Source organism: Micromonospora sp. ATLC16 (assembly GCF_057196645.1).
In genome coordinates, this window is sequence record NZ_JBXUOW010000009.1 from 42,298 (window position 1) to 67,744 (window position 25,447).

At 71.4% G+C, this 25,447-nt stretch carries 24 protein-coding genes; 11 read left to right on the top strand and 13 right to left on the bottom strand.

Annotated elements, in window-relative coordinates; translation table 11 throughout:
• Positions 1-60 precede the first annotated feature (60 nt).
• Entirely contained in the window at positions 61-1,680 is a 1,620-nt protein-coding gene (locus AC2CHE_RS06120; RefSeq protein WP_484503912.1) for an FAD-dependent oxidoreductase, read from the top strand.
• A 268-nt stretch (positions 1,681-1,948) separates the two neighbouring features.
• Here the strand turns inward: AC2CHE_RS06120 and AC2CHE_RS06125 are convergent, their stop codons facing one another.
• From AC2CHE_RS06125 to AC2CHE_RS06135, 3 genes are all read right to left on the bottom strand, one after another.
• Complete coding sequence (locus AC2CHE_RS06125) at positions 1,949-2,659, bottom strand: DJ-1/PfpI family protein (protein ID WP_484503913.1); 711 nt, start codon at positions 2,657-2,659, stop codon at positions 1,949-1,951.
• Positions 2,660-2,777: 118 nt separating this feature from the next.
• Entirely contained in the window at positions 2,778-3,116 is a 339-nt protein-coding gene (locus AC2CHE_RS06130; RefSeq protein ID WP_484503914.1) for a hypothetical protein, read from the bottom strand.
• A gap of 235 nt (positions 3,117-3,351) precedes the next feature.
• Complete coding sequence (locus tag AC2CHE_RS06135) at positions 3,352-3,747, bottom strand: DUF4190 domain-containing protein (protein ID WP_484503915.1); 396 nt, start codon at positions 3,745-3,747, stop codon at positions 3,352-3,354.
• A gap of 152 nt (positions 3,748-3,899) precedes the next feature.
• Here AC2CHE_RS06135 and AC2CHE_RS06140 point away from each other — a divergent pair, with 152 nt between their 5' ends.
• Positions 3,900-5,189, top strand: a complete 1,290-nt coding sequence (locus AC2CHE_RS06140) for a cation:proton antiporter (protein WP_484503916.1) — start codon at positions 3,900-3,902, stop codon at positions 5,187-5,189.
• On the opposite strand, the gene AC2CHE_RS06145 is transcribed toward AC2CHE_RS06140, so the two are convergent.
• Positions 5,171-5,302, bottom strand: a complete 132-nt coding sequence (locus AC2CHE_RS06145; protein ID WP_484503917.1) for a hypothetical protein — start codon at positions 5,300-5,302, stop codon at positions 5,171-5,173. The genes AC2CHE_RS06140 and AC2CHE_RS06145 overlap by 19 nt on opposite strands.
• 92 nt (positions 5,303-5,394) lie before the next feature.
• Here AC2CHE_RS06145 and AC2CHE_RS06150 point away from each other — a divergent pair, with 92 nt between their 5' ends.
• Positions 5,395-5,682 carry a DUF2277 domain-containing protein gene (locus AC2CHE_RS06150; protein ID WP_484503918.1) on the top strand — a complete coding sequence of 96 codons (288 nt, stop codon included), beginning with the start codon at positions 5,395-5,397 and terminating at the stop codon, positions 5,680-5,682.
• A gap of 277 nt (positions 5,683-5,959) precedes the next feature.
• On the opposite strand, the gene AC2CHE_RS06155 is transcribed toward AC2CHE_RS06150, so the two are convergent.
• The 7 genes from AC2CHE_RS06155 to AC2CHE_RS06185 all read right to left on the bottom strand — a co-directional run bounded on the left by AC2CHE_RS06155 (position 5,960) and on the right by AC2CHE_RS06185 (position 12,483).
• Positions 5,960-8,092 carry an SAM-dependent methyltransferase gene (locus AC2CHE_RS06155; RefSeq protein WP_484503919.1) on the bottom strand — a complete coding sequence of 711 codons (2,133 nt, stop codon included), beginning with the start codon at positions 8,090-8,092 and terminating at the stop codon, positions 5,960-5,962.
• Between the two features lie 26 nt (positions 8,093-8,118).
• Entirely contained in the window at positions 8,119-9,144 is a 1,026-nt protein-coding gene (locus AC2CHE_RS06160) for a monodechloroaminopyrrolnitrin synthase PrnB family protein (protein ID WP_484503920.1), read from the bottom strand.
• Between the two features lie 213 nt (positions 9,145-9,357).
• Positions 9,358-9,936: a dihydrofolate reductase family protein gene (locus AC2CHE_RS06165; protein WP_484503921.1), complete on the bottom strand. Its 579-nt coding sequence runs from the start codon at positions 9,934-9,936 to the stop codon at positions 9,358-9,360.
• On the bottom strand, positions 9,933-11,132 hold the full coding sequence (locus AC2CHE_RS06170; protein ID WP_484503922.1) for an RNA polymerase sigma factor: 1,200 nt from the start codon (positions 11,130-11,132) through the stop codon (positions 9,933-9,935). Before AC2CHE_RS06170 ends, AC2CHE_RS06165 begins: the two co-directional genes overlap by 4 nt.
• 20 nt (positions 11,133-11,152) lie before the next feature.
• A complete protein-coding gene (locus AC2CHE_RS06175) occupies positions 11,153-11,581 on the bottom strand; it encodes a YciI family protein (RefSeq protein WP_484503923.1) in 429 nt (142 codons plus the stop codon).
• Complete coding sequence (locus AC2CHE_RS06180) at positions 11,575-11,766, bottom strand: hypothetical protein (RefSeq protein WP_484503924.1); 192 nt, start codon at positions 11,764-11,766, stop codon at positions 11,575-11,577. The genes AC2CHE_RS06175 and AC2CHE_RS06180 overlap by 7 nt, the downstream gene beginning before the upstream one ends.
• Positions 11,767-11,871: 105 nt before the next feature.
• Positions 11,872-12,483 (bottom strand): YdeI/OmpD-associated family protein, encoded by a 612-nt coding sequence (locus AC2CHE_RS06185; protein WP_484503925.1) that lies wholly within the window; start codon positions 12,481-12,483, stop codon positions 11,872-11,874.
• A gap of 303 nt (positions 12,484-12,786) precedes the next feature.
• On the opposite strand from AC2CHE_RS06185, the gene hisC reads away from it, so the two are divergent.
• Complete coding sequence (gene hisC, locus AC2CHE_RS06190; protein ID WP_484503926.1) at positions 12,787-13,860, top strand: histidinol-phosphate transaminase; 1,074 nt, start codon at positions 12,787-12,789, stop codon at positions 13,858-13,860.
• 162 nt (positions 13,861-14,022) lie between these two features.
• Positions 14,023-14,289: a metal-sensitive transcriptional regulator gene (locus AC2CHE_RS06195; RefSeq protein ID WP_484503927.1), complete on the top strand. Its 267-nt coding sequence runs from the start codon at positions 14,023-14,025 to the stop codon at positions 14,287-14,289.
• Positions 14,290-14,437: 148 nt separating this feature from the next.
• Here the strand turns inward: AC2CHE_RS06195 and AC2CHE_RS06200 are convergent, their stop codons facing one another.
• Both AC2CHE_RS06200 and AC2CHE_RS06205 read right to left on the bottom strand, forming a co-directional pair.
• Positions 14,438-16,000, bottom strand: coding sequence for a class I adenylate-forming enzyme family protein (locus tag AC2CHE_RS06200; protein WP_484503928.1), 1,563 nt, complete (start codon positions 15,998-16,000; stop codon positions 14,438-14,440).
• Positions 15,997-17,568, bottom strand: coding sequence for an NAD(P)-binding domain-containing protein (locus AC2CHE_RS06205; protein ID WP_484503929.1), 1,572 nt, complete (start codon positions 17,566-17,568; stop codon positions 15,997-15,999). Before AC2CHE_RS06205 ends, AC2CHE_RS06200 begins: the two co-directional genes overlap by 4 nt.
• Before the next feature lie 74 nt (positions 17,569-17,642).
• Between AC2CHE_RS06205 and AC2CHE_RS06210 the strand changes: the two genes are divergently transcribed.
• The 6 genes from AC2CHE_RS06210 (at position 17,643) to AC2CHE_RS06235 (ending at position 25,392) form a co-directional block, all read left to right on the top strand.
• Positions 17,643-19,157, top strand: a complete 1,515-nt coding sequence (locus tag AC2CHE_RS06210) for an aromatic amino acid ammonia-lyase (RefSeq protein WP_484503930.1) — start codon at positions 17,643-17,645, stop codon at positions 19,155-19,157.
• A 73-nt stretch (positions 19,158-19,230) separates the two neighbouring features.
• Complete coding sequence (locus AC2CHE_RS06215) at positions 19,231-20,811, top strand: FAD-dependent oxidoreductase (RefSeq protein ID WP_484503931.1); 1,581 nt, start codon at positions 19,231-19,233, stop codon at positions 20,809-20,811.
• 4 nt (positions 20,812-20,815) lie between these two features.
• The gene (locus AC2CHE_RS06220) at positions 20,816-21,937 is read left to right on the top strand and encodes an alpha-hydroxy acid oxidase (protein WP_484503932.1); all 1,122 of its coding nucleotides are present in this window, start codon (positions 20,816-20,818) and stop codon (positions 21,935-21,937) included.
• Entirely contained in the window at positions 21,934-23,301 is a 1,368-nt protein-coding gene (locus AC2CHE_RS06225) for a cytochrome P450 (RefSeq protein WP_484503933.1), read from the top strand. The genes AC2CHE_RS06220 and AC2CHE_RS06225 overlap by 4 nt, the downstream gene beginning before the upstream one ends.
• A 100-nt stretch (positions 23,302-23,401) precedes the next feature.
• On the top strand, positions 23,402-24,088 hold the full coding sequence (locus tag AC2CHE_RS06230) for a response regulator transcription factor (protein ID WP_484503934.1): 687 nt from the start codon (positions 23,402-23,404) through the stop codon (positions 24,086-24,088).
• 47 nt (positions 24,089-24,135) lie between these two features.
• Positions 24,136-25,392 (top strand): sensor histidine kinase, encoded by a 1,257-nt coding sequence (locus AC2CHE_RS06235; RefSeq protein ID WP_484503935.1) that lies wholly within the window; start codon positions 24,136-24,138, stop codon positions 25,390-25,392.
• Positions 25,393-25,447 lie beyond the last annotated feature (55 nt).

The window sequence follows — 25,447 nt, forward strand, 5'->3', positions numbered from 1 at the left end:
CCCCTTGCGAATTGCGCAAACTGCCTTTCCGATACCGGCAGGCGTTTCTACGCTGGGCTCATGACAGATCATGCCCATGGAGCCTCCGAACCCACGCCGCACCAGAGCATCGTTCGCAGGTGCGACGTCGCCGTCATCGGCGGATCGGCCGCCGGTCTGGCGGCCGCGCTGCAACTCGCGCGTCAGCGACGCTCGGTCATCGTCGTCGACGACGGCACGCCGCGAAACGCGCCAGCGGCGCACATGCACGGCTACCTCGGACGCGAGGGCACCCCACCCGGGGCGATGCGGGCCATCGGGCGCGCGGAGGTCCGTAGCTATGGTGGCAACGTCCTCACCGGCCGGGTCCTGGCGGTGCGGAAAGAGGACGACGGATTCCACCTCGCCCTCTCGGGCGGGCACGGCCTCGTCGCCCGCCGGGTACTGGCCGCGACCGGCATCGTCGACGAGCTTCCCGACATCGAGGGCCTCGCCGAGCGTTGGGGCGCTCAGGTGTTCAACTGTCCGTTCTGCCACGGCTGGGAGGTCCGCGACCTGCGGGTCGTGCAGATCGTCACGACGCCGATGGGACTGCATCCGACCCCGCTGATGCGGCACCTGACCGACCGGTTGACCGTGGTGCTGCATGACGCGACGGGGATCGACCCGGCCGCGGTGCAGGCCCTCGTCGCCTCCGGGGTTCCGGTGGTCGCGGGGGCGGTGCGCCGGGTGGCCGACGCCGATCCGGACGGGTCGCTCGTCGTTGAGCTCGCCGACGGCCGCAGCCTGCCCGCCGCCGCGATCCTCACCGGGGGCCGGTTCCGTCCCCGGGTCGAGATGCTCGCCGGGCTCGGTATCGACACCACGGCCCACCCCAGCGGACTCGGTGACCTCGTCGCGGTCGATCCCGCCGGACGTACCAGCGTGGCGGGCGTCTTCGCCGCCGGGAACCTGACGGACCCGAGCGCCCAGGTCCTGCAGTCCGCGGCGAACGGTAGCTGGGTCGGTGCCCAGATCGCCTTCAGCCTCGCCGCCGAGGACGCCACGGCGGGTGTCCGTCCCTCTGGCGTCGCGATCGAGTGGGACAGCCGCTACGGGGACCAGGAACGCGTGTGGAGCGCCAACCCGAACGGCACCCTCGTGGCGGAGGCGACGGACCTACCTCCCGGGCGGGCGCTCGACGTCGGCGCGGGTGAGGGGGCCGACGCGCTGTGGCTGGCCGAACGGGGCTGGCAGGTGACCGCCTCCGACGTCTCCAGCAGGGCACTGGACCGCATCCGAGCCGAAGCGGGACGTCGCGGGCTTGACGTGCGCACGCTGCACCGCGACGCCAACGACCCCGCCGCATACGCGGACGCCACCTACGACCTCGTCTCCCTACAGTACGGTTCGTTCCAGCGCACCCCCGAGCAGCGCGGACTGCGCAACCTGCTCGACGCCGTGGCCGTCGGCGGGACGCTGCTCGTCGTCGGCCACGACCTGACGCCGCTCCAGCAACCGTCGGACCCCGCCGAGCAGACCCGCATGTACGACCCGCAGGCGTACGTCGGCATCGACGACATCGCCGCCGAGATCGCGGCTTCGGGCGACTGGCGCATCGACGTGCACGAGACCCGCCCGCGCCCCCCGGGGGCGATCAGCACCCACCACGTCGACGACGTCGTGCTGCGCGCCGTCCGACTTGACAAGCGCAAGGAGTAGGGCCACGCCGCACGGGGCGCGCCCGGACGGTCCGGCGGGCGTCCTGGCTGAGGATTGCCCGGAGCAACGGGTGCCCGTTCACAGGTGAGAGCGATATCGATGTGAGTTTGTGCCTGACCGGTCTGGTCTCGCCGCCGGCCGAGAAGGCCCGGGAAGCGGGACCGGTGCGGTCGGAGCGGACCGAGACCCCGCCGCGTGACGGCCGGTAGACCCGGCACAGCCGCGTCAGCGGGGTGCCCCACCCGACCGGTCCGAGCGCCGACCGGGTTCAGGCGCGCCAGACGGTGCCGCGTCGCTCGTACTCCAGCACCTGCTCGACCTCGACGGCGAGGGCTGCGCCGAGCTGGCGCTCGACCAGCCAGAGCGCGAGGTCCAGGCCGGAGGTGACACCGCCGGCGGTGACCAGGTCGCCGTCGTCGACCACCCGGGCGTCGGTGACGATGCCGCCCTGGGCCCGAAGATCGTCCGCCGCCCGGTGGTGGGTGATGCAGGGACGGCCGGCGGTGAGTCCGGCCGCCGACAGGAGCATGGTTCCGGTGCAGACGCCGGCGATGGTCAGGCCGCGACGGCGCGCGGCGCGGATGGCCGCCGGCAGCACGCCCCGCTGGATCTCGTACGCCACGCCAGGTGTGTCCGCCCGCCGGTATCCGCCGCCGGGCACCACGAGCAGGTTCGTGTCCCGGGGTGACCAGCGGCCGGCCGCTTCGACCCGGGTGCCGTGGGTGGCGGTCACCGGACTTGTGGCGTCCACCGTGACCAGGGTGGTGGTGATGTCACCGCCGAGCCCGCGGGCCATGCCGAACACTTCGACCGGTCCGGCGAAGTCCATCTCCTCCACCCCCGGGTACATCAGGATGTGCACCCGTACGGGCCGCTTCGGTGGACTGGCGGTGGCTGCCGAGGTGCTGGCGACCGCGCCTACCGTGGTGGCTGTGGCCCCGGTCGCGATCGTGGCCCGGAGGACGCTTCGGCGATCCATGATGGTGCCTCTCTGCTTGGCGAAAATGAGACCTCTGCCTAACCAGTCGGCGAGTCGAACCATTCAGTTCCGTCGAGTCGTGCCGATGCTGATGTCTGGAAGATCCTCGGAGCTTCGTTCACCCGCACCGGTGTGGTGGTTGGACGGCGGCCACGATCCGTAGCGGCCGGGCCCGTCCCCGGCACCGGGGCGCGGCCGTCGTCCAGCCGTACCTTTGGTCGGGCGATCGGGCCGGCTGGTTCCGGCTGGCAGCGCGGAACTCGGGCCGTTCGGGGATGTGGTTGTAGAGCGTGGCCGCCGGGCGCTGCGCCTTGGCCTGCGCCACGCACGCCTGCAAGCCGGTTCCGGCCGGCCCGGTCAGGCCCTTCCACGACGGCGCGGCCGACGCCGCGCCGGGCAGGACCGCCGCGATCGACACGACGACCCTGGCCCGGATGAGCGTGTGGCTTGTCGACACGATCGCGGGGCGGTGGCCGTCCGAGGCGAGCCGTCGTGGAAGGCCTGACCTGGACCGCGAAGTTCGGCGGCGCGGCCCTGCCTCTGCTGCTGGAGATGGGCGGCTACACGTTGTGGGGTGTGGGGGCTGCTGGTGGCCGCCGCGTCGTACTTCGCGTTGACCCGGCCTCCGTGCCCGCGGATGGGCCCGGCGCGGGGCTTCTCGGTTCGATGGGGTCTACCGTGCGGTCCGGACGCTAGCGGCCAATTCGATCACGGAGGTCGTCGACCTGCTGCTGGAGCCGGTCCACCGCGCTCTCGTTGTTGAGGAACGTCGTGATGCCCGCGCCGAGCGCCAGCCCGAGCAGCAGAGCGATCACGCTGAGTACCAGTCCGGCGATCGACACACCTCGGCCGGTCACCCCCGGTCGGGCGGCCATCTTGAGCCCTACGACGCCCAGGACGATGCCGACGATGGCGAGCACCACACCGATCCAGGCGAGGATGGCGGTGAGCACGCTGAACAGCCCGGCTACGCCGAACACGAGCGCGAGCGCGGCGGCCGCGCTGGTCTTGGCCGCCGTACCAGTTCGGGTCCGGCCTGCGCGGGTCGAGGTGTCGGTCATGCGGGCCGGCTCGCTGGACGCGGTCATGGCATTCCCTTCGTACCGGATGGGGCAGGCTGTGCGCGCCGCTTCCCCCGTCGCCGCCGAATCATGCCTGCTGGTTCACGGTCCTTGGAACGGTGTCGGGCAGCAGGCTGTGGGTGGGTGTGTGGGGGGCGGCACGTGGGTAGTGGGTGGAGATGGACCGGCTGCATCTCGGTTACGCGCTGGTGGGGGTCTTGGGGGTGTTGCTGGCCTTCTGGTCCAGTTCCATCCGCCGGATCCCGGTCAGTGAGCCGTTGCTGGCGCTGTTACTGGGCGTACTGGCTGGTCCGGTGCTCGGGCTGATCGACCTGCCGCACCACCAGATGTCGGTGTTGACGTTGGAGGCCAGCCGGGTCCTGCTGGCCATCTCGCTGATGGCGGTCGCGCTGCGTTTTCCGCTGTCGGACTACCGGTCGGTGATTCGTCCGGTCGGTGTGCTCCTCGCCGTGGCGATGGCCGGTATGGCGGTGGTCAGCGCCGGCCTGGCCTGGCTGGTCCTCGGCTTTCCGCTGGCTCTGGCGGTGCTGCTCGGCGCGTGCGTGACACCGACGGACCCGGTCCTGGCCTCCAGCGTCGTCTCAGGGGGGCCGGCCGAGCGGCAGCTTCCGGCGCGGCTGCGGCAGGTGCTCAGCGGCGAGTCCGGCGCCAATGACGGCCTCGCCTTCGTCTTCGTCGTCCTCGCGCTGTCCGTGGTGACCACCGGATCGACCGCGGGTCGTCTTCCGGAGGCGGCGTGGGCGGTGGTGGGTGCCGTGGTGATCGGCGGGGCGGTCGGCTTCACCGCTGGCCGCGCCGTCACGGCGGCTGAGGCCCGTGAGGATGTGGACGAGGGCTCGCTGCTGGTTTTCACGCTGGTGCTCGGAATCGCCGCGCTAGGCGTGGCCCGGGTGGCGCGCACGGACGGGATCCTCGCGGTGTTCGTCGCCGGTCTGACCTACAACGCGGTGATCGGGTACCGGTCGCGGGCGTCGGAGCAGCGACTCGACGACGCGCTGACCCGTTACCTGGTGTTGCCGTTGTTCTTCCTTCTCGGGGTCGAGGTGCCGTGGCGTGACTGGGTCGATCTCGGCTGGCCCCTGGCCGCGTTCGCGGTCGCGGTGCTCGTGCTGCGGCGGCTGCCGGTCGTGCTGGCGTTGCGGCCGCTCCTGCGGTTGCCCTGGCGGGACGTGGTGTTTCTCGGCTGGTTCGGACCGATTGGCGTGTCGGCACTGTTCTACCTCGCCCACAGCGAGCAGGAGGGGGCCCGCGATCCCCGGCTGTGGGCCGCCGGGACCCTCGTGGTGGTGGTCAGCACGGTGGCGCACGGCGTCACCGCCACTCCGGGGCGCCGCTGGTACGCCCGGCGGGCGTCGCGGTCCTCCGGTCGAGAACCATCAACTGTGGCCGGCGGTGGTTCTGACGTGACCGAACACGGGGGGTGGGCGGCTCATTCGCTCGGTGTGTAGGCGATGACGAGCTGCCAGGCGCCGGGAAGCACCGCCACGTGACGGAAGCCGGTCTCGGTGAGCAGGGTGCGGCGTTGCTCGCCGCCAGGTACGGCGTCCGACTCGGGCTGCATGGTGGCCAGGAGGGAGAAGAGTGGAGCTGCGGCGCGCAGCAGGTCGCCCGCGTAGCAGCGGCCCTCGTGGCGCTGCGTGGCATGGTGGAGGCATGTGCAGGAACATACGCGTGCTCCACAACTTCGAACCGCCGGTGACCGCCGATGAGGTCGAAGCCGCCGCCCTCCAGTACGTGCGCAAGGTCAGCGGGACGACGCGGCCCTCGGCGGCCAACGAGGAGGCGTTCGGCGAGGCGGTCCGCGCTGTCACGGCGGCCACCCGGACCCTGCTCGACAGCCTGGTGACGAAGGCGCCTCCCCGTGACCGCGAGGTGGAGGCGGCCAAGGCCAAGGCGCGCGCGGCCGAAAGGTACGGGCCTCGAACGACCACCTCGCGCTGACCCGGCCCTTTTGACCTCGTCGCCAAACGCCACCTCGGGCCAGCAGTTCCGGCTGGCCCGGGAACAGGCCGACCGGGACGGTGCTTTCCAGGCCAGCGTGGGGATCCTGGCGGCCGTTTTCGTGGCGCCCAGCCTGATCGGGCGCGGCGCACCCGGGGCGGCGCACCCGGGGCGGCGCTGCGGTGCGGGTCGTCATGGAGCCACCTCCAACAGGCTCGGTGCGACCACGGGGGTGCCGGCATCGCCGGGGCGTTGAGTTCGGTCGGGACGAGGCTGCTCAGCCGAGATGGGCGCGGGCCACCCAGTGATGGTCACGGGGCGGGCAGAGGCGCTCGGGCGGTGCGGGCAGCCACGAGCACTCGCCCGCGTGGAGCTGCCGCAGCGTGTAGGCCTCCGCCGTCCAGCCCTGGTGGCGCAGGAAGTCGCCGAGGTCGTCGAAGCCGAGCTGAAACGCGGATCCCCGTGACGTCATGAACGCCAGAAACGTCTCGTTGGCCGGATCGGTGTAGTAGTCGGTGTGCGGCGCGTCGACAAGCAGTACCGAACCGGGCGTCGACATCTTCCGGACGGTGCCGATCAGCCGGGTGAAATTCTCGATCTCGAGGTAGGGAAGCAGCCCCTCGATGATCCAGACCGTGGGTTCGTCTGGTTCGTAGCCGGCTGCCCGCAGCCGCTGTGGCCAGGTGTCCAGCCGAAGATCCGCGTCGAGGGAGAACCGGCGGCAGACGAGCCGGTCGCGGACCGGCTCCAACATCCGCTCCTTGGCGTCCAACTGGCCCGGCAGGTCGACCTCGAAGAACCTGGTACGCGAGGGGAGGTCCAGGCGCCATGCCCGGGTGTCACTGCCGGCGGCCAGACAGACCACCTGGGCTATGCCACCGTCGGTCGCCTCGCGCAGCGCGATGTCACCGAACCGGGCTCGGACGATCACGGATCCGACGGTGCCGCCGGCGGCCAGCGCCTCCTCCGTCATCTTCCGGGACACCGGCGTGCTCAACAGCTTCGCGTGCCGGTCGACCAGGTAGGCGTCCGGACGATCGTGCTCCATGGCTCTGATGACGGCGGTGATGAAACCGGTCTCCCTGACCGCCCTGGACTCGTCGTCGCGCCCGGTGAGGCCCGTCGCGCCCGTGCTGGTAACCGGGCCCCTGCCGGGATGCCGAGCTACCCCCAGCGACGGTCGTGAGTTGACCCAGTCCTGATCGAACCTGCCGGTCCGGGCATAGCTGCGGGAGATCTCCGCGAGTTCCGCCTCGCTGAACACCTCCCGCACATCCGTGAACCCGTGCGGTGCCCGCTGGTGGGCGAGAGTGATCACTTTCTCCGGGCCGAGGGAGCGGTTCGCGTGCTGCAGTTGCGTCATCTGCGGCAGGCGATCGTCCTCGTAGCCGCGCAGGGCGCTGCGTAGATCGGTCTGGGTGGCCAGGTGCCACGACAGCACTCGGGCGTCGACGATGGCTTGGGTGGCTCCGTTGGACCCGGCCGGATACATGGCGTGGGCGGCGTCGCCCACCAGGGTCACGTCGTTGAAACTCCAGCGCGGGATCGGGTCCCTGTCGATCATCGGGTATCGCTGGACGTCCGCCGTGTCGTCGAGCAGGCGCGGCAGGTCCACCTCCGGAGGCGCCCAGCTGCCGAACTGACGCAGTACCGCCGTGCGCCGGTCGGCGGTCGTCCGCTCGTGCGGCAACGGGCCAGCCTCGTCGTCGGGGAAGGCGGCGACCCAGTTGATCAGGGACTTGTTCGTGGCCCTGTCCCTGTCGATGGGATACAGCACCAGTCGCCGCCGGGCGTCGCCGAGCACTGCCATCGTGCTGCCCGTCAGGAAGTGCCCGCCCCAGGCGGTCCCTCGGTACATCGTCATGCCGTTGGCCGGGGGCGGCCCCTCGGCCGGGTAGAACGCCGCCCGGACAGCGGAGTGAATGCCGTCCGCGCCGATGAGGAGCCCGGTGTCGACGGTACGCGCGGTGCCGTCCCGGTCCGCGAAGGTCCCGTGCGTCCGACCCGGCTCGCTGTGCAGGCCGACGAGCCGTGCGTCGGTGACGATGGCCCTGTCGCCCAGGCGCCGCCGTACCGCGTCGGCCAGAACCGTCACGAGCCGGGCTCGGGAGATCGAAAGCTGCGGCCAGCGGTAACCCGCCAGGATGCCGCGATCCTCGCGCCACACGAGGTTCCCGCGGGTGTTGTACATCGCCAGTTCCTGGGTGCGGATCGCGTGCTGCTGCAACTCGTCGAGCAGACCGAGTTCGGCGAGTTCCCGAACGGCGTTGGGCAGGATGTTGAGGCCGAGCCCGTGCGGACGCAGGTGCGGCTCCGCCTCGAAGACGGTGACCCGGTCGAAGCCCGCGGCATGCAGGCTGAGCGCGGTGGCCAGGCCCGCGACTCCGGCCCCCACTATGGTGATCTCCATCGTCGGCGTCCTACCTTCCGGTTACGTCACGGCAGTTGCACCCGCTGCGCAACGGTGGCGTTGAGCAGGGCGCGATTCTGTTTGGTGAGGGCGAGAATCTCCTCGAGGAGCCCCACACTCCCGCCGCCACTGCCCAGTTCGTAGAGCCGGAGTTCCTCGTGATAGGCGCGTCGCGCCATCACCAGGTGTTTTCCGCGGAACGACGTGAGTGTCCGCAGGGTTCGCCGCAGGCTTCTCGCACTGGCCTCTACGACTTCGTCCGCGGCAGGTGAGCCGGAGGTCCCGAGGGCCGCGACGATCCGGGACGTGATGGATGGTGTGCTCGCCCACTGCGCGTACCGCTCCTGCCACTGCGGCAGGGTCTGCGCTGACACCTCACGGCAGAACTGCAGATAACCCGGGCTGCCCCGGTCCGAGGCCCACAGGAGCAGGTCGATGAGAAAGATCGGAATGTGGGCCGCCGCGGGTCCCATGTACGTACGCCCGGCAACGCGGACATCCTCGTAGAACGGCCTGAGCATTCGCGCGAAGAACTCGGGGGTGACCTTCGTCCGGATACCGCTCATGACCGTGTCCGCCACCGCGACGTGCGAGGCGAGTGAGGCCATCCGCTCCGCGTGGACGGGCGCAGTCGCGTCCTCGTACAACAGCGACCGTCCTATCTCGACCGACCGCGCGAGGTTCGGCACGCAGGTGCGCACCGCGTTGATCAGGCCGCGCTCCATCGGGTGGCCTGTGTAGAGCCGTTCCCGCCCACCCGTCGGGTTCCAGGAGGTGTAGTGGTACACCGTGTCCCGCGGAATCATCCCCGTAAGCTGCCCCAGCAGCTGGAATGACGTGGTCGCGCCCGGCACGGCGTCGAAGGCGGACACCCCGTGCCGTTGCAGGCTTCCGACGAACATGCCCAGATCACGCATGGCGGCGAGACATTCCGCGGTGGTGAAGGCCGCGATGCGCTCCGTCGAGGGAAGCGCGGCGCCGAGCATCCGCACCAACGCGGCGACGTCGGCGGTCCTGTTCAGCCTGGGCAACATCCGAAGCTCGTCGTCCAACCGCAACGGGTCGAGCCTTCTGACCTGCTCGTTGTGCTCCTCGGAGATCACATCCACATCTGCGCTGCGGTACACGTGAATCCTTCCCCCACGCGGATCCAGGCGATGTCCCTGATTCGAGCAGGAAGGCGTGGTGCCGTACGGATACCTGACAGAGCCCTGACAGATAGCCGTGGAGCAGCCCGTGCGGCGGGGCCGAGGGGCCGGGCGGAGTCAGACGTGCAGGGTGGGGCGGTAGGTGAGTTCCTGGGTGCGGCCGTCGAGGGTACGGCTCTCGATCAGCTCCAGGTCGAAGTCGGCCGCACCCTGGAAGATCGGTTCGGTGCCGGTCCGCCCCGTGACCACCGGGAAGATCGTCACCTGGACGCGGTCGACCAGACCGGCGGCCATCAGCGCCCGGTTCATCGACAGGCTGCCGTGCGACCGCAAGGGTACGCCGGACTCCTCCTTCAGCCGGGCCACGACGTCGACGGCGTCGTCGCGCGCGATGGTCGCGTCCGGCCAGTCGAGGGGAGCTTGGAGGGTGTTCGACACCACCGTGGCCGGGAGGTTCCGCATCCGGGTGACCCAGGCGTCCCGTACCTCGGACTCCTCGGTGCTCTCGGCCAGCAGCCGCGCGAACACCCGGTACGTGTCGGCGCCGAAGACCATGCGCTGCTCTGTGCGGTACGCGGCGAGTCGGTGCGCGAGCAGCTCGGGGCCCTGCTTGCCCCAGTAGCCGCCCCAGTCGCCGCTGTGGGTGCCGTAGCCGTCGAGGCTGGCGAAGACGTCGAAGGTGTAGGTGACGGTCAAGAGGTTCTCCTCGTACGGGTGAGTGCGGTGCGACGCCGCTGTAGGAAGGCGCGTTCGGTCTCGTTCGTGGCCAGTGACATGGCCTCGTCGTAGGCGGCCCGGGCCGCGGTGTCGCGGCCGAGCCGGGCCAGCAGTTCGGCGCGGGTGGCGGGCAGCCGGTGGTAGCCGGGGAGGTCGATGTCCTCCAGCGCGGCGAGGGCCACCGCCGGCCCGTGTACCTCGGCCACCGCGACCGCCCGGTTGAGCGCGACGATCGGGGTCGGCGCCAGCGCGAGCAGTTGGTCGTACAGTGCCAGGACCTGTGACCAGTCGGTGGCGGTGCCATCGGTGTGCACCGCGCTGATCGCGGCCTGGATCTGGTACGGCCCGGGCCGGTTGCGCCGCAGGCAGCGGCGGACCAGGTCGTGGCCCTCGGCGATGAGGGCCCGGTCCCACAGCGACCGCTCCTGTTCGGCGAGCGGAACCAGTTCCCCGGTCGGGCCGAGTCGGGCCGGGCGGCGTGCCTCGGTCAGCAGCAGCAGGGCGAGCAGGCCGAGCACCTCGGGCTCGTCGGGCATCAACGTGGCGAGCTCGCGGGCGAGCCGGATCGCCTCGGTGCACAGGTCCGTCCTGATCAGCGGCCCCGCGGTGGACGTGTAGCCCTCGTTGAACATCAGGTAGAGCACGGTGAGCACGGGCGGTAGCCGATCCGGCAGCTCGTGTTCGGCGGGTACCCGGTACGGGATGCCGGCGTCGCGGATCTTCTTCTTGGCGCGCACGATCCGCTGGGCGACGGTGGCCTCCTGGATCAGGTAGGCCCGGGCGATCTCCGGTACGTCGAGGCCACCCAGGAGCCGGAGCGTGAGGGCGGTACGCGCGTCGGGGGCGAGCGCCGGGTGGCAGCAGGTGAAGATGAGTCGCAGCTGGTCGTCCCGCACCGGTCCCACCTCCTGGGGCTCCTCCGGTTGGTGCAGTCGCAGGGCTTCGGCGTGCCGGGCCTCGCGGGTGGTCTCCCGGCGGAGCCGGTCGACGGCCCGGTTCCGGGCGGTGGTCACGATCCAGGCGCCGGGGTTCGGCGGCAGGGTCTGCCACTTCTGCAGCGCGGTGGTGAAGGCGTCCTGCACCGCCTCCTCGGCGAGGTGGATGTCGCCGAGGAGGCGGGCCAGGGTGGCGACGCAGCGGCCGTACTCCGCGCGGTAGACGTTCGCCAGGTCCATGTCGGGTGACCGGCTCCGATTCAGGCCTGGGACAGGTCGTCGAAGGGGCGCACCTCGATCGGGCCGCAGGCCGCGGCGCACTTCTCGGCCCAGGAGAGCGCCTCGTCCAGGTCGGCGCACTTGATGATCCAGAAGCCGGCGATGTGTTCCTTTGTCTCGGCGAACGGCCCGTCGCTCATGGTGATGGCGCCGTTCTCGATCCGCACGACGGTGGCGCTGTCGGGCGACCGGAGCCCGCCGCTGAAGACCCAGGCGCCGGCGGCCCGCATCTCGTCGTTGACCCGGCCGGTCTCCCTGAACATGGTCTGCATCTCCTCGTCGGACGGCTCCGGCGCGCCCTCGACGAGATGTACGGACAGCAGGTACTGCTTCATGACGATCCTCCGGTAACTCATGGACAGCAGCGCGGCGGTGACCACGCCGATCAGGGAGAAGACGGCGGTCAGCACACCGAGACCGGCGACCGGGATCGGGGCTGGGTCGATGTCGAGGTCGACCCCGGCCGCGTTTTGCCGGCGGCGGCGACGGCCATCGTGGCGACACTGGCAGCAGCCGTGGCGACGACGCCGGTCCCGATCAGCGCACCGGTGGCCGACATGGTGGCGCGGGTGGTGGTGTTCGTTGCGGTGCTCATGGTGCCATCCAGGAGGCGTGTCGCCCGGCTCGTGCCCGGCTCTCACCAGAGCTACGAAGAGGACCCACCCGGATCGACAGGCACGCCGAGATTTCTTGAGAAAGTTCAGTCCGCCGGCGCGCTCCGCGGTCGGGCCTTCTGCGGATAGAACGTCTCGTGGCGGGCCAGCATGGCGACGAACTCGCCGATCTTCCGTTCCCGGGTCTGGGCTCGCTTGACGGCGTTGAGGCGGTGGATGAGAGCGAACCGGTTGGTCTTGGTGAGCACGTCGAACATGGCCTGGGCGGCGGGGTCGGCCGCGATGGCGGCCAGGAGGTCGGCCGGCACCTCGGCTTCCGACGGTGGGGCGTACGCGGCCGCCCACCGGCCGTCCGCCTTCGCGGCCTCCACGGCGGCGCGGCCCGGTGGCAGCATCCGCCCCTGCGCCTCCAGCCGGGCCACGTGGGTCACGTTGCGCTGGGACCAGGAGCTGCGGGGCCGGCGAGGGGTGTACCGGATCCAGGAGGTCTCGTGATCCGCTTTCCGGGCCTGCCCGTCGATCCAACCGAAACACAGGGCCTCGTCGACCGCCTGCTGCCAGGTCACGGTGGTGACCGAGCCGCCCTTCTTGGTGAGGGCGAGCCAGACGCCGGGCGACGTGGCGTGGTTGACCGACAACCAGGCACGCAGGGCGTCGGCGTCCGCCACGATCAGTTCATCCAGTTCGGTGCTCGCCATGGCAGCAGACTAGAGCCGCCGGCTGACCGGTGGCAGCTGGCGTAGCAGTCGGTCAGGTACAGATCGGCGGACCGTAGACGCTGGTCCATGCCCGGGGGACACGTACCTGGTGCCGCTCGCCGGCCCGCAGGGCGCGGCGGGTCGGACGTGCACGCTGCGGCGGTCACGTTCGTCGACAGGTTGAGCGGCCGTACCGCACCGCAGGGGCGGCCAGCGCCCACCAACGGGCAGACCGACCGGCCGGGGCGGTACCCTGCGCCTACCGGGGCGGACCCGGCCCGGCCGGAGAGGATCGCGCAGCTCGTGGATGACATCGTTTCGCTGGTCCGGCCCGAGATCTACGCGTTGCGGCCCTACAGTTCGGCGCGTGTCGAGGCCGAGCAGGCCGCCCGGATCCAGCTCGACGCGAACGAGAACCCCTACCCGCCGTACCCGGGCGGGCCCGAGCAGGAGGGCCTCAACCGGTACCCCGAACCGCAACCGCCATCGCTGCTGGGCCGCTTCGCCGAGATCTACGGCCTGCCGGTGGAACAGCTCTTCCTGTCGCGTGGCACGGACGAGTCCATCGACCTGCTGGTCCGCGCGTTCTGTGCGGCCGGCCGGGACGGCATCCTGATCACACCGCCGACGTTCGTCATGTACGAGACGGCCGCGGCCATCCAGGGCGCCTCGGTGTGCCGGGTGCCCCTCGTGCCCGGGTCGTACCAGCTCGACGCCGACGCGATGTTGGCGGCCTGCGCCGCCGACCCCGGGATCAAGCTCGTCTTCGTCTGCTCGCCGAACAACCCGACCGCCAACCTGATGGACCGGGCGTCCGTGCTGCGGCTCGCCGAACGGCTGCGCGGCCGGGCGATGGTGGTGGTCGACGAGCTCTACCTCGATTACTCGGGGCAGCCGTCACTCGCGGGCGACATCGCCGGCCACCCCAATCTCGTCGTCGTGCGTTCGCTGTCCAAGGAGTACAGCCTCGCCGGTGAGCGCTGCGGCATCACCCTCGCCCACCCGGAGGTCATCGGGGTGCTGCGCCGCATCATGCCGCCGTACCCGCTCGCCGTCACGGCGATCCGCGCGATCGGCGCGGCGATCTCGCCTGCGGGCATCGACTACGGACGACGCAACATCGAGCGCATCGTCGCCGAGCGGGATCGGGTGCGCGCTGCCCTGGCGCAGCTGCCGGCCGTGATCGAGGTGTTCCCGTCGGACGCGAACTTCCTGCTGCTGCGGACGGAGGATCCGCAGCGGCTGTGCGGCGCACTGGCCGGGCAGGGCATCAGGCTGCGGGACCGCAGCAGCGTCATCGACGGTGGCGTCCGGCTGTCGATCGGCACCCCCGAGGAGAACGACGACCTGCTCCGGGCCCTCAAGCTGCACGACTGAGCCGTTCCCGTCGGCCCGGTCGCCGGCTGCCCACCCGTTGCTCGCGTCGACCTGGTCGAGCGGCAGGTCGACCGAGGATCGGAGAACCGCGAACAGCGCGCGATCAGCGGTCGGGAGATACCCCCCGGTGTATCGTGGTCGACGACGTGGAAAGGGGCGGGGATGCAGGTCGACGAGGGCGCGGTCGGTGACGTGGTCAAGCGACTCCGCCGTGCCGAGGGTCAGATTCGCGGCGTTATCGGCATGCTCGAGGACGGCCGGGACTGCGCCGAGGTGGTGACCCAACTCGCGGCGGTCTCGCGCGCGCTGGACCGGGCCGGCTTCAAGATCATCGCCAGCGGCCTGGAGCAGTGCGTCAGCGGCACCGCCGGGGAGGACCGCAGGGCCAAGCTCGAACAGATGGAGAAGCTCTTCCTGTCGCTGGCCTGAGGTGCTTCGCCGCGCCCCGGCGAAGCACACATCCAGAGCGGTGACGCCGGTACCCGCCCACACCGCACCGGAGTTGCCCAGGGTCGCCGCCGGGGAGGGCACGTACTCGATCCAGATGAAGTCGAGGCGTCCGGTTCGAGGACAACCGTCACTCGCTGGCATCGTGCTCGTCGGCCGGGCTGGCCAGGCTGGCCAGGCGGCGCTTGTCGGGCTTGCCGGCGGCCGTGACCGGTGCCTCGGCGATGAAGGTGATCTTTCGGGGAGTGCTGGGCTCGCCGAGCTGCTTCCGGACCAGCTCGCGCAGCACGTCCGGATCCGGCTGCCGGCCCTGGGCGGGGACCACGAAGGCGTGCGCCGCCTCGCCGGTCTCCTCGTCGGGTGCGGCCACCACGTACGCCTCGGCGACGTCGTCGCAGCTGGCCAGGACCCGTTCGATCGGGCCGGCGTACTGGAGGTCGGCGTTGACGATGATGACGTCCCGGGCCCGTCCCAGCAGGTACAGGTAGCCGTCGCGGTCCAGCCGGCCGAGGTCACGGGTGCGTACCCAACCGTCGGTGAAGACCTCGGCGGTCTCTGCCGGGTCGCTCCAGTAACCGCTGGCCTGGGACGGGGTGCGGACGAAGACCTCCCCCTCGACCCCGGCCGCGACCGGCCGGCCGTCGGTGTCGCGGACCTGCACCTCGACCGCAGCCGGCGGGCGGCCGACCGAGGCGAGCAGTGCCGGTGCGGCGAGCATCTCCGCCGGGGTCAGCATGGAGATCATGCCGGTCTCGGTCTGTCCGTAGCCGTGGTAGACGACCGGCCCGAGCACGCGCAACGCCTCGGCGAGCCGGGCCGGGTGCAGGGGGGCGCCGGAGACCAGCAGGGCGCGTAGCGCGCCGAGGTCGGCCGGCGCGGCGCGCTGGGCGGCGACCAGTTGCGCCAGCCGGGGCACGGTGATCACGCTGGCCGTGGCCCGGTGCCGGACCAGCGCGTCGGGGAAGAACGGCGCACCGGCACGAGGTGGCTCGGCGATCACCATGGTGCCCCCGGCGGCCAGGGTGAGCACGCCGTACTCCAGCATCACCTGACTGTTCAGCGACCCGAAAACCAGGTACCGGTCGAGGTGGCCGGCGAGGTCGCGGACCGGCGGCGGCCACCGGTCCGGGTGCGCCGCCCAGGCGGCGTCGAGGGACCCGTACGTCTGGGGGCAGCCCTTGGGGTTGCCGGTGCTGCCGCTGGTGTAGACGACCCGGGCGATGTCGTCCGGATGCCCGGCGGGGACCGGCGGTGTGACGTCGGCGCGGGTGGCGGCCAGGTCAGGCGTACCGTCGACCGGGCCGACGCCGAGCAGGGGAAGGTCGGCGGCGGCCGTCCGCAGCTGCGGGGTGGCGGTCGTGCGGTCGACGAGCACCGCCGAGATCCGGTGGCCGAGCAGGTGCCGGAGGTGATCGGCAGGTAGTCCGGGGCGTACCCCGGCGATCCGGGCACCGACGACCTGGGCTGCGATGATGGCGGCGAACGCCTCCGGAGACACGCCGAGCGCCACCGCCACCCCAGCGCCCGGGCCGATTCCCGCCGCCTGTAGACCTGCGGCGATCCGGGCGATCAGCTCGGACATCTCGTCGGCACCGACAGTGCGCGGGCCGTGTTCGAAGACGGGCCGGGCCCGTCCGCTGCCCAGCAGGTCGAGGATCGCCTGCGGATAGCCCGGTTCGGCTCCCGCCGTCACCCGGCTGCTCCGGCGGCAGGGGCGACGCCGGTCAGGGACTCCTTGACGAAGACCGCCAGTGGCTGCTGGTGCACGGTGGGCAGGTTCCACTCGTTCTCCAGGTTCTCCGCCAGGTGGTGCACGGCCACGACCTGCCCGTCCCGGTAGTGCCGCACGACCGGGTGCAGGTAGGTGGCCCGGTGCGCGGCGTACGCGTCGTTCTCCGCCACCCGGGGCACCGTGATGTCGAACGGATCGACGGAGTCGTGGTCCGGGCCGTATTCAAGGGTGACGGCGAGCGCCCAGCCGTCGCCCAGCCCGCCGTCGGCGAGGTACGCCATCGGCACCTCCTCGTGGTAGTACGCGGTGTCGTCGCGTACCGTCACCACGTCGCCGAGCACCCCGAACTGCTGCCAGAGTGCCGAGGAGCGGTTGATCCGGGCGATGATCGCGTCGGTGATCGCCTCGGGGGTCGCCGCCAGTCGAGCGGTCGGCCACTGCGTGTCGTGGTAGCGGGCGGCGAGGATGCGGTGCAGCGCCCGGACCCCGTACCGGAAGCCGTGGATGAAGCCGCTCGTCGATCGTTTGAAGTCGCGCTGCTGGGTCAGGGTGCCGGCGAAGTAGAGGTCGGGGACCGAGGTCGACTCGTACGCCGAGGTCTGCTCCGGGAAGCGGTCGTCGATGACCAGCCGGGGCCGGCAGCTCTCGTCGAAGATGCTCGCGTCGAACCGAAATCCGGTGCACACGATCACCCGGTCGTAGCGGATCTCCCGGATCGCCTCGACGGTGCGGGCGTACCGGAAGCGGACCAGGTAGCCGCCCTCGGGCCGGCGGTGGATGCCCTCCACCGTGCCGTCCAGCACGGCGTTCTGCGACTTCAACTGGTAGGTGTCGAGGAAGTTGTTGTTCACCGCCCGCAGGTGCCCGACGTAGTGTGACTGCCAGGCGAACCGGACCGAGCGGGGCCCGGCCAGGTGCACCACGGCGGCGGTCTCCATCAGCGCGTCTGCGGTCTCGAATCCGGAGTTTCCCTTGCCGATGATCATGACGCGTTGGTTGACGAAGTCGGCCGGGTCGACACTGACCGTGTCGTACCGTTCGGCGTCCTCGATCCCGTCGATGGCCGGCACGTACATCTGCGAGACACCGGTTGCGACGACCAGCCGGCGTCCCCGCCAGATGTGGCCGTCGGTGTCGAGGGCGTGGAAGCCGTCGCCGTCGCGGCCGATGCGGACCACCCGGGTCTGGTAGCGGACCCGCACCCCGGTCGCGGTGGCGAAGTCGGCGAGGTAGCGCAGCAGGTCGTCGGCGGCCGGGAAGTACCGCTGGCTGTACCGGCTGAACAGCAGCTCCGGATCGTCGCTGAGCAGCGAGTTCCAGTCCATCCTCAGGTTGAACTCCGGATCGTCGGAGCCGGTGTAGACCTTGTTGATGGAGATCAGCTTGCGGTGTCGCGGATAGCTGCGGAAGAAGGAGCCGGGCGCGGCACCGGCTTCCAGGACGACGTAGTCATGACCGTCGCGTTCGAGCAACGCGCCGAGTTGCAGTCCCGCCGGTCCCGCACCGATGATCAGATAGTCGTGCGTCATGTGCCCGGACGGTAGCGACGGGTCATCAGAGATAACTCAGACCGCTCTGAGAATCCGCGGCTACGGTCGGCCCGATGACGACCCACACCGCGCCCGACGCGGTCAGCCCGATCGGCCTGGCCCGCCCGCTGCGGGTGGCCGACCTGCGCCGGGCCGCCACCGAGGTCACCATCGACGTCACCGCCGAGGTACGCGACCGGGTACGGCGCTCCCGCGACCACCTGCGCGCGGTCCTCGGCGACGACCGTCAGGTCTACGGCGCCACCACCGGGTTCGGCGCGCTCGTCGGGTTCGCCGGCCGGGACGACGACGCGGACCAGTGCGACAACACCCTCGCCCACCTCGGCGCCGGCCAGGGCCCGGACATCGATCCGGAGGTGGTCCGGGCGGCGATGCTGGTCCGGGTGTGGTCGCTGGGCCAGGGCACCTCCGGCGTCTCGCTGCGGGTCGTCGAGGGACTCGCCGCGATGTTCGGTACGACGTTCGTGCCGGCGATACCCCGCCTCGGATCGGTCGGGGCCAGCGGTGACCTCATCCCGCTCGCCTACGCCACCCAGTCGCTGCGGGGGCGGGGCTGGGCCTATCTGGACGGTGACCGGAGGCCCGCCGCCGAGGCGCTCGCCACGGCCGGGCTGACGCCGCTGCTCCTCGACGGACGCGACGCGCTCGCGCTGGTGAACGGCACCTCGCTGACCACCGCCGCCACCGCGCTCGCGCTGGACGACATCCGCCGCGCGCACCGGGCCGCCCAACTGCTGAGCTGCCTCCTCGTCGACGTGCTCGGCTGCGACCCCGGCCAGTTCCTGCATCCCCGGTTGCTGGCCGCGTACGGGCATCCCGGCGCGGTCGACGTCGGCGTCCGGATGCGGGAGTGCCTCGCCGGCGCGACGCCGTCGGGTGGGCGCCCGCTCCAGGAGGCGTACAGCATCCGCTGCACCCCGCAGTTGCTCGGCGCGGCCGAGGACGCGTTGCGGTACGTCGACGGCGTGGTGGAGTCGGATCTGCGCAGCGTCAGCGACAACCCGTTGTTCTTCCCCGACGACGATCTGGTGCTGCACGGCGGCAACTTCTTCGGCCAGCCGGCGGCCTTCGCTGCGGACATGCTGGCGACGGTGGCGGCCCAGCTCGGCAACCTCGTCGAGCGCCAGCTCGACCTCCTGGTCGACCCGGTCCGCAACGGCGGGCTGCCGCCGATGCTCGCGGCCGGACCGGGACGGCAGCACGGGCTACAGGGCGCCCAGCTCGCCGCGACCGCGATGGTCGCGGAGATCCGTCGGCAGGCCACCCCGGCCGGGATGCAGAGCCTGCCGACGAATCTGCACAACCAGGACGTCGTGCCGTTCGGTACCCAGGCCGCGCTGCGCGCCGTGGACCAGGCGCGGTTGCTGCGGCTGATCTGCGGAACGCTCGCGGTCGGGCTGCGCCAGGCCGTCCACGTCGGTGCGCGTACCCCGACCGCACCGGCCTGTGCCACGCTGCTGGAGCGACTCGCGGAGATCGTGCCGGCGATCGACCCGGACCGGCCGCTCGACGCCGATGTCCGCCGCGCCGCCGACCTGCTCGACCTGCTGACCGGGCCACCGGGCTGATCGGCATCGACGGCGTCGACAGCCCGGATCGTCGGCTGATTTTTCTCTGAGTTCGCCTTCGTACCGTCGTCTGGTGACCGCAGAGATGCTCGACTATCTGATCATCGGGGCGGGGCCGGCCGGACTCCAGCTCGGGGCGCTTCTCGAACGGGACGGCCGGCGGGACTACCTGGTACTGGAGTCCGCCGACGTCCCCGGCGCCTTCTTCACCCGATTTCCCCGACACCGTCAACTCATCTCGATCAACAAGCCGCACACCGGGTCCGACGATCCGGAGCTGAACCTGCGGCTGGACTGGAACTCGCTGCTCAGCGACGACCCGGCGCTGCGGTTCACCCGCTACACCGAGCGTTACTTCCCGGACGCCGAGGTGATGGTCCGCTACCTGGCCGACTTCGCGGCGGCCACCGGAGTCCGGGTCCGCTACCGCAGCCGGGTGGTCCGGGTCGCCCGGTCCGACGACGGTGGCTTCGCGGTCACCGACCAGGAAGGTACGACCCACCGGGCGCGCCGGGTCGTCGTGGCGACCGGTGTCTCGCAGCCGTACGTCGCGCCGATTCCCGGCATCGAGCTGGCGGAGCGGTACGACGAGATGCCGGTCGATCCGCGCGACTTCCTCGACCAGCGGGTGCTGATCATCGGCAAGGGCAACTCCGCTTTCGAGACCGCGGACAGCCTGATGGAGACCACCACCCTGGTCCACGTGGCAGGGCCGAGTCCGGTCCGGATGGCGTGGCGGACCCACTACGTCGGGCACCTGCGGGCGGTGAACAACAACTTCCTGGACACCTACCAGCTCAAGTCGGCGAACGCGATCCTGGACGGGCAGGTGCGCGCCATCGAGCGGGACGGCGACGGCTACCGGGTGACCTTCGGCTTCTCCCGAGCCAACGAGGTCACCAAGGAACTGCGCTACGACCGGGTGCTGGCCTGCACCGGATTCCGCTTCGACGTGTCGATCTTCGCCGACGACTGTCGACCGACGCTGGTGATCAACGATCGCTTCCCGGCCCAGACCCCCGCCTTCGAGTCGGTGAACGTGCCGGGTCTGTTCTTCGCCGGCACGCTGACCCAGCAGCGCGACTTCAAGAAGTCGACGAACGGCTTCATCCACGGTTTCCGGTACGGCGTCCGGGCCCTGCACCGCATTCTGGAACACCGCTATCACGACAATCCGTGGCCGGCGGAGAAGCTCGACGCGACCGCCGAGGTGGCAGCCGACGCGATCATCGAACGGGTCAACCGCTCCTCCGGTCTGTGGCAGCAGTTCGCGGTGCTCGCCGACGTGCTCACCGTGGCCGGGCCGGGCGCCCGCTACCACGAGGAACTGCCCGTCGACTACATCGGGCAGGCCGGGCTGGCCACCGTCGACCATCCGGTCGAGCACGCGTTCGTCGTCACCCTCGAGTACGGCCCCGACCACGACCAGGTCGACCCGTTCGACATCTCGGTGGGCCGGATCGCCCAGGACGTGCCCGGCCAGGCCCACGACGCGGCGTACCTGCATCCGGTGGTGCGTCACCACCGGGGCGGCGAGGTGGCGGCGGTGCACCACCTGGCGGAGAACCTGGAGAACCAGTGGAACAAGCCGGAGGTGCACCGGGCGCCACTGGTCGCCTTCCTGAACCGCTGCCTGACGACCACGGTGGGCTGAGGCCATGCCCTCGCTGCCTGCGCAGGCGGCCCAACGCCACGCCGCAACCGCCGAGCCGGGCCCCCTGCACCGGCTCGGCGATCTGGAAGCCGAGGCGCGGCGGCGGCTCGATCCGGTGCACCGGGACTTCTTCGCCGGCGGCGCCGGGGACGAGCGGACGCTACGGGCCAACGAGACGGCCTTCGACGCGTACCGGATCCTACCCCGGGTGCTGCGTGGCGGCGGCGAGCGCGACCTGCGGACCGTGCTGCTCGGCGAGGCCCTGCCGATGCCGGTGCTGGTCTCGCCGACCGCCTTCCACCGGCTGGCGCACCCGGAGGGGGAAGTGGCGACGGCCCGGGCGGTGGGAGCGGTCGGCACCGTACTGGTGGTCAGCATGGCCGCCACCACGCCGATCGAGGCGGTGGCCGACGCGAGCGGGCCGTCGGACCGGCCGGCGCGGCTGTGGTTCCAGCTCTACCCACAGCCGGATCTCGGCTTCACCGCCTCGGTGATCAGGCGGGCCGAGGCGGCCGGCTGCCACGCCCTGGTGGTCACCGTCGACTCGCCGGTCTTCGGCCGCCGCGACCGTGACCTGCGCAACGGCTTCCTCGACCTGCCGTCCGGCTACTGCTGCGAGAACATGCGCGACCCGGAGACCGGCCGGGTCCGGGACATCGTCATGGACGCCACCCTCGACTGGGCCCGGATCGAGTGGCTGCGCGCAACGACCCGGCTGCCCATCGTGCTGAAGGGGATCCTGCACCCCGCCGACGCCCGCCTCGCGGTGCAGCACGGCGTGGACGCCGTGCTGGTCTCCAACCACGGCGGGCGGCAACTCGACGGGGTACCGGCGAGCATCGACGCCCTGCCGGCGGTCGTGGAGGCGGTCGGGGGACGCATCCCGGTCCTGCTCGACGGCGGGATCCGTCGGGGGACCGACATCCTCACCGCGCTGGCGCTCGGGGCGGTCGCGGTCGGGATCGGCCGCCCGGTGCTCTGGGCGCTGGCGGCCCGGGGAGCGCACGGCGTCAGACAGCTGCTCGACCTGCTCCGCGCCGAGCTGGCCCGGGCCATGACGCTCGCCGGTGCGGTCCGTCCCGTTGATCTCACCCGCGAGATGATCCTCGACCGGGTGCCGGGATGACCCACCCGCTGGTGCTGCTGTGCTGTCTGGCCGGTCTGCTGGCTGTCGGATGGCTGCTGCCGCGCCGGTTGCCACCGGCGGTGATCCGGCTCCGCGAGTGGATCTTCAGGCGGGTGAACGGTGCCGAGGGGATTCCGGTGCCCGGCCCCCGGATCGGGCCCGAGCACTTCGCGCGGATCTACTCCCATCCGGCGGCCAGCGGGCGCAGCCGGGGCGCCGGCATCTCGGACCTGTTCTGGTACTGGCTGGCGCCCGGCCCGCAGATGCACCAGGAACACCTGGAACCGGGGGAGCGTTACCGGACGGTCGCCCGGACGACCAGACGGGTGGTCGCGGTGTCACACCGGCGCTCGACCGAGCTGGCCGGCGCGGCAACCCGACGGATCCTCGCCGGACTGCCGGCCGGTCGGACCTGCCATGTCCGGCTGCGGGATCTGATGATGCCGATCTGGGCGGAGGTCTACTACGAACTCGTCTTCGGCGCGGCGTGCCCGTCGGACGTCCGGGCGCTGATCGTGGCCAACGCCGACGACGTGGTCACCGCGCTCAAGTGCTGCGGGCTGCGGCATTTGGACCGGCGCGACCGGCTCACCCGCTATCTGCGAGCCCGGGTCGATGCCGGTACGGCGCCGGTGACGCTGCCGGAGCCCTTCACCGCCGAGGAGACCGCGTGGTACCTCCAGGGCACGTTCTTCAACACCGCGGTGGTGCAGATGTCGGAGGCGATGGCGCACCTCCTGCTCGCCGTGGCGCAACACTCGACGGTGCAGCGGGACCTGGTCGCCACCCTCGACGGCCCTGACGGCGAAGCCGCCCTGGACCGGGTGATCGACGAGACGCTGCGGGTGCATCCGCTCTTCGGGGTGGCGCACCGGATCACGTCCGGCCCGATCGAGGTCGATGCGGGGCTCACCATCCCGGCCGGCTCGGTGCTGCTCTTCAACTATCTGGCCTACCAGCGCAGCGGACCGGCGGCCGACGACACCTTCGAGCCGGATCGCTGGCTGACTCTGGACCGCGGCGACGCGCACTTCGTCCCGTTCGGTGTCACCGCCAACCGGGCCTGCCCGGCCCGTGGTGTCGCGCCGGTGATGATGCGGGCGGTGACCCGGGAGGTGCTGCGCCGGTACGCCCTGGTCTCCACCGTGCGGCACGCCCGGTCGCTGCCGAACCGTGGACCCTGCTTTCTCGTCCCGACCGGTGCCCGACCGCCTGGCCGGGTCCGGCTGTCGGTGATGCGCTGGAGCGACCGCTGGTCCGACGTGTGGCGCAGCCTGGTCCAACTGGTGCTCGGCACCTGGATGGTCCTCGACGCCCGGCGTCAGCGCCTCTGCGCGAGACACTTCGAGGAGGCGCGGCGATGACCACGGACGGTCGATCGGGGAGGGCTGCGTTCCCGGATCGAGACGACATAGAGACATTGGTCACAATCGATGTCAGGGATCGATGTGGGATTCTCGACATGTGTTACAGGTAGGCGGTGCATCACCAGACGTACACCGGCTGCTCCTGGTCGAGGACGACGCGGAACTCGCGGACATGCTCACCGAGGTGCTGGCCGACGAGGGATATCAGGTCGACGTGGCTCGGGACGGGCAGCGGGGGCTGCATCTCGGGCTCACCCGACCCTACGACGTGATGGTGATCGATCGCCTGCTGCCGGCGCTCGACGGGCTCAACCTGCTGACCCGGCTGCGATCCCGCGCGATCAGCGCCCGCGCGTTGCTGCTCACCGCGCTCGGCACCGTCGACGACCGGGTGGCCGGCCTGAACGCGGGCGCCGACGACTACCTGATCAAGCCGTTCGACCTGGACGAACTGAGTGCCCGGATCCGGGCACTCTGCAGACGTACCTCGGACGGCGCCGAGGCGCTGCCGATCGGCGGCGGTCGGCTCGACCTCGGCCTGCGTGACGTGGTGCTGGCGGACGGTACCCGGGTGGCGCTCTCCGCCCGGGAGTTCGAACTGCTCCGCGCGCTGGCCGTACGCCCTCGGGCGGTGCACACCCGCTCCGAGCTGCGCCGCCGGGTCTTCGACGAGGCGGCAGCGACCTCCATCGTCGACACCTACGTGTACTACCTGCGCCGCAAGCTCGGCCGGACGGCGGTCCGCACCGTGCACGGCCTCGGCTACCGGCTCGGTGAGCTGTGACGCGGTGGTGGGGACTGTGGCGCCCGGCGCCGGCCGGCCTCTCCTGGATGGCGGCCGAGCGGATCGTGGTGACCCGGGCCCGTCGCCGGGTCGGCGTGCTGGTCGGGCTCGCGGTGACCGTCCTGGTCACGGCGGTCGGCGTGCTCGCCTACGGCATGCTGGTCCGGGGCCAGGAGCGCCAGATCACACGCGAACTCGCGTACACCGCCAGCCGTGGCGACCCGTCCGGTCCACCGGGTTGCACCTGGCTGTTCCTGCTCCGCGACGGCGAGCTCAGCGGCGGTACGGTGCCGCCGCCGCCCGGTTTCCCGCTGGCGGCGGCGATGACCGCCACGGCCAGCACCGGAGCCCCGGCGGAGGCGACGATCACGCGCAACGGCACGGTCTACTTCGTCCTGACCGAGACCCGCGGTGAGGACGTCGTGCAGGCGATCTTCGACGCCCGTTACCAACTCGCCGACCGGCGTCACCTGCTCGTCTCGCTCGCCGTCGCGGAACTGCTCGGGCTGGTCGTCGCCGTCGCCAGCGGCTCGGTGGTGGGCCGGCTCGCCGTCGCTCCGCTGGCCGACTCTCTCGCCCGGCAGCGCCGTTTCATCGCCGACGTCAGCCACGAACTGCGTACGCCCATCGCACAGGTGCACACCCGGGCGCAACTGCTGGCGCGGCGGGCCGGCGCAGCCGGCATGCCGGTCGAGTACCAGTCGGAGCTGAATCGTCTGACCGGCACCACCAGACGGCTCGGCGAGGTCGTCAACGACCTGCTGCTCTCCGTCCGGTTGGCCGCCGCCCCGGGTGGCCGGCCGGCCGCCGACCCGGTGGACCTGGCCACTCTCGCCGAGGTCGCGGTGCTCGCCGAGAACGACCGGGCCGGCGAACAGGGGGTGACGCTCACCCTCAGCCGCCCGGACGCGCCGGTCCCGGTCTCCGGGGTGGAATCGGCGCTGCGGCGGGTGATCAGCGAACTGCTGACCAACGCCCTCACGCACACCCCGGCCGGCGGCCGGATCGACGTGACGGTGCGCCTGCCCGCTCCCGACATGGCGGAGTTGATCGTGGCCGACACCGGCAACGGCTTCGATCCGGCCGACCGCATCTTCGACCGGTTCTACAGCGGCGCGGGCCCGGAGAAGCGGCACACCGGGCTCGGGCTTGCGCTGCTCCGCGAGGTGGTCACCGGGCACGGGGGTACCATCGACGCCCGCAGCCATCCCGGTCGGGGCGCCCGGTTCGCTGTCCGGCTGCCCGTCCGAACGAGCCCGCAACCGGCAGTGTCGACGCTCGCATCGGTCTCCGGTGACGCCTGACCCGCGAGGGGCAGGCGACGCGGCCGGGAGGTGCGGTACGGACGCTGGCCGGCCG

Coding starts and splice junctions, on each gene's coding strand:
- AC2CHE_RS06125 (WP_484503913.1), bottom strand. CDS start 2,659: ATGGATCGCCGAAGCGTCCTCCGGGCCACGATCGCGACCGGGGCCACA.
- AC2CHE_RS06120 (WP_484503912.1), top strand. CDS start 61: ATGACAGATCATGCCCATGGAGCCTCCGAACCCACGCCGCACCAGAGC.
- AC2CHE_RS06225 (WP_484503933.1), top strand. CDS start 21,934: ATGACCCACCCGCTGGTGCTGCTGTGCTGTCTGGCCGGTCTGCTGGCT.
- AC2CHE_RS06135 (WP_484503915.1), bottom strand. CDS start 3,747: ATGACCGCGTCCAGCGAGCCGGCCCGCATGACCGACACCTCGACCCGC.
- AC2CHE_RS06180 (WP_484503924.1), bottom strand. CDS start 11,766: ATGAGCACCGCAACGAACACCACCACCCGCGCCACCATGTCGGCCACC.
- AC2CHE_RS06185 (WP_484503925.1), bottom strand. CDS start 12,483: ATGGCGAGCACCGAACTGGATGAACTGATCGTGGCGGACGCCGACGCC.
- AC2CHE_RS06235 (WP_484503935.1), top strand. CDS start 24,136: ATGGCGGCCGAGCGGATCGTGGTGACCCGGGCCCGTCGCCGGGTCGGC.
- AC2CHE_RS06205 (WP_484503929.1), bottom strand. CDS start 17,568: ATGACGCACGACTATCTGATCATCGGTGCGGGACCGGCGGGACTGCAA.
- AC2CHE_RS06155 (WP_484503919.1), bottom strand. CDS start 8,092: ATGGAGATCACCATAGTGGGGGCCGGAGTCGCGGGCCTGGCCACCGCG.
- AC2CHE_RS06220 (WP_484503932.1), top strand. CDS start 20,816: ATGCCCTCGCTGCCTGCGCAGGCGGCCCAACGCCACGCCGCAACCGCC.
- AC2CHE_RS06210 (WP_484503930.1), top strand. CDS start 17,643: ATGACGACCCACACCGCGCCCGACGCGGTCAGCCCGATCGGCCTGGCC.
- AC2CHE_RS06140 (WP_484503916.1), top strand. CDS start 3,900: ATGGACCGGCTGCATCTCGGTTACGCGCTGGTGGGGGTCTTGGGGGTG.
- AC2CHE_RS06145 (WP_484503917.1), bottom strand. CDS start 5,302: ATGCAGCCCGAGTCGGACGCCGTACCTGGCGGCGAGCAACGCCGCACC.
- AC2CHE_RS06150 (WP_484503918.1), top strand. CDS start 5,395: ATGTGCAGGAACATACGCGTGCTCCACAACTTCGAACCGCCGGTGACC.
- AC2CHE_RS06170 (WP_484503922.1), bottom strand. CDS start 11,132: ATGGACCTGGCGAACGTCTACCGCGCGGAGTACGGCCGCTGCGTCGCC.
- AC2CHE_RS06195 (WP_484503927.1), top strand. CDS start 14,023: ATGCAGGTCGACGAGGGCGCGGTCGGTGACGTGGTCAAGCGACTCCGC.